The sequence below is a fragment of the Rhodospirillum sp. A1_3_36 genome, assembly GCF_047263945.1.
In the GTDB taxonomy this organism is placed as follows: domain Bacteria; phylum Pseudomonadota; class Alphaproteobacteria; order Rhodospirillales; family Rhodospirillaceae; genus Rhodospirillum.
Genome location: NZ_JBLAVB010000071.1, coordinates 1 through 2,732, shown reverse-complemented (window position 1 = coordinate 2,732; position 2,732 = coordinate 1). Strand labels below are relative to the sequence as shown.

At 59.1% G+C, this 2,732-nt stretch carries 2 protein-coding genes and 2 pseudogenes; 1 reads left to right on the top strand and 3 read right to left on the bottom strand.

Features of this window, described 5'->3' with window-relative positions; all coding sequences use genetic code 11:
- The 3 genes and pseudogenes from ACLIRY_RS26890 to ACLIRY_RS26880 form a co-directional block, all read right to left on the bottom strand.
- On the bottom strand, positions 1-341 hold a 341-nt coding region (locus tag ACLIRY_RS26890), incomplete at its 3' end, for an ATP-binding cassette domain-containing protein (protein ID WP_413208493.1).
- Positions 331-924, bottom strand: a pseudogene (locus ACLIRY_RS26885) (IS256 family transposase); the annotation flags it as partial. The pseudogene ACLIRY_RS26885 and the gene ACLIRY_RS26890, both read right to left, overlap by 11 nt.
- A gap of 43 nt (positions 925-967) precedes the next feature.
- Positions 968-1,570 (bottom strand): annotated as a pseudogene (locus tag ACLIRY_RS26880) (transposase); the annotation flags it as partial.
- Positions 1,571-2,352: 782 nt separating this feature from the next.
- On the opposite strand from ACLIRY_RS26880, the gene ACLIRY_RS26875 reads away from it, so the two are divergent.
- Complete coding sequence (locus tag ACLIRY_RS26875) at positions 2,353-2,718, top strand: hypothetical protein (protein WP_413208492.1); 366 nt, start codon at positions 2,353-2,355, stop codon at positions 2,716-2,718.
- The last annotated feature ends 14 nt before the right edge of the window (positions 2,719-2,732 follow it).

Here is a 2,732-nt window from a genome sequence, read left to right as displayed (position 1 = left end):
ATGAGGTCCAGGCGGGAAGTCGGTTCATCGGCGAAGAGAAAAACGGGCTCCAACAACAGCACCCGCAACAGGGCGATCCGCTGAAGCTCCCCACCGGACACCTGATCGGGCGGCCGGTCCAGAAGGTCCGGCGTCAGGTGCAGGCGGTCCAACAGGGGCGGCACCGCCTTGGCATCGAGCCGGTGGAGACGGATCACATCCTCCAGAGAGCGCCGCAGGGTGACATGGGGCGAGAAAGCCGCCGGAGGATCCTGGTAGATCTTCTGGTAGCGTCCCTTGGCGATGGTCGGATCACGCCAGAGCGTGCCCCGATCCGGTCGCAACAATCCCAGCAGCGTCATCGCTGGGAAAATGACCACGGGTTCTGACGGCGCGCCGAATTTTCGAGTTGAGCGCTTCAATGGCGTTGGTGGTGTAGATCAGCCTGCGCACCTCGGGCGGATAGTTGAGAAATGGGGTGACTTCGGTCCAGGCCCGGCGCCAGCTGGGCGCAATGGCAGGGTAGCGCGCCGCCAAATCGCTCTCCTCAAAGGCGCTCAGGGCCGCCTCCGCCGCCTCGGCGTCACCTTCGGTATAGACCGCCTTGAGGGCTGTGGCGACGGCTTTGCGGTCCTTGTAGCCGACAAAGCTCATGGAATGGCGCAACAGGTGGACCACGCAGGTCTGGATCCGGGTTTGAGGAAATGCTGCCTCAATGGCCTGAGGGAGGCCCTTGAGCCCATCAACGACAGCGATCAGGATGTCTTGGACGCCTCGATTCCTCAAATCATTGAGCACTTTGGCCCAGAATTTCGCCCCCTCGTTGGACTGGAACCATAGACCTAATACCAAGGTGCGGTGAGTTTGACTCACCGCACCTTGGAAGCGGCCAAGTGGCCGCCGCGCCTTATGGCGCGTAAAAGCCCGCGTGGCGTTTGAACGCAAGAAAAGCGGCGTGGGTTTAAACCCGCGCCGCTTGGTATAAGACGTCGCGCGTTCCGTCGGGCAGGATGGCCGGGGCGACAAAGACGGCCTTGTTCGAGACCCCGCCGTCTCCCCGGATATTCACCCGGATGGCCTCAATAAACACCACCGGATAGCAGGGTTCCAGAGGCCGGTTTTGCCAGGTGGTGACTTCCTCCATGACCGTCTCGGTCACCGCCGAGATCAGGCTGGAAGAGGCCTCGAAACCGTAGATCTCCTCAATATGCCCCTGAATTTCCCGGGTCGTCATGCCCCGCGCATACAGGCCCACGATCTTGCGATCAAATTCCGGAAAGCGCCGCTGATATTTGCCGATCAGCAAGGGATCAAAGGTGCCGTTGCGATCACGGGGAATATCCAGGACCACCTTGCCGCTGTCGGTCGTCACTGTCTTTTGACTGACGCCGTCACGGCGATTGGGCGGCCGACCTGCTCCGTCATCAGACCTGGTCGTGCGCTCCTCGTCGAGGTGTGTGGCCAGTTCCGTATTCAGCGCCCGCTCAGCCAGCGCTTTCGTCAACTCCGACAGGATGCCGTCTTTGCCAAACAGGTCGCCCGGCGACCGGCCTTCCATCAATTGATCCAGTAGGGCTTTATCTATGCTCATCGGTGGGTCTCCTCAGGAGGGGATTGCCACGCTGGGGCACAGAATTCTGCACACTCTCACATGCCGGCATGGACACCGCTCGGAGGAAAAGCCGATAAAGGATCCCTGGCCATTTCGCCGCGAGAGCCACCATGCGGGAAGGCTTGGCGGGACCGGGATTTCCGAAGCCGCAGCGGATTTCGCGCTCGTCCTCCCCATCGAGTTGACCGGGTCCCGGAGCGCCCTACCCTACGGCCAATGCCGGTTCGGTGATGGGAACGGTGGAGGTGCTGGCGAGATCAATCACCCAACAAGACAGCCGCGCATACCTGGATCAGGGTCGATAGACGACGTGTCTCAGCCCATCCGCGGCCCACGGAAAGCGAAAGCCAACCATGGAGGCGGCTCCTTCCTCGGCCAGGATGCCGTGTTTCGCGCCTTCTCCGAATGCGTCATCAGAGCGCGCCAAACTGACGACCCGTCGTTGATCCAACCGATCCGTGCCGATGTATTTTCCCTGTTACGTCAGGGACGGAAACCCGAAGGGGCGAGACCACGAAGTGGGCTCGATTCACGACGGCCCGGCACGCGGGGGCATCCCGCGTGGACGCCCACTCCATACACAAAAACAGCACCTGCGTGATTAAGAACGACAAGGAAGTCCTCCCCCCCAACGCGCTACACGCCAAAGGCCACAGTTCAAGATACTCTCGAGACACCTTTTCCGGAAAGAAGTCCATGTGAACACTTGTAATTTGCAACCAGGAGCTACACAGTTCACCGTCTAGGGAACATTCAGCGACATGACCATGGTAGTACGACCGTATGCGCAAAAGTCAATTTTTGATCTGGAAACGGTCTTCGCGCGCTCACGAAACAACGCGAACGAACTTGATCGATTGTCTCACGAGTTGTCCTTCCGCAAGACTTCAAAAGCACGGACTTTGGCGGCAAAGGTTGACCAATCCCTGGTCGAACTAGCCAAGAACAAACACGTTTCAACGTCGATTTCAAACCCGGAAAAGTCACCGGGCAGTCGGCTGGCCTTAGAAAGAATGAATGATAATAGTGAGTTAGGTTATAATGGAGGCTGGGTGAGAAATTACGGGGTGTTTTTCAGGGATGCGGTTTGGCGATCATGGGAAAAGGCAGGTTCTCGCCGCCTTTGATGGGGGTGACATTA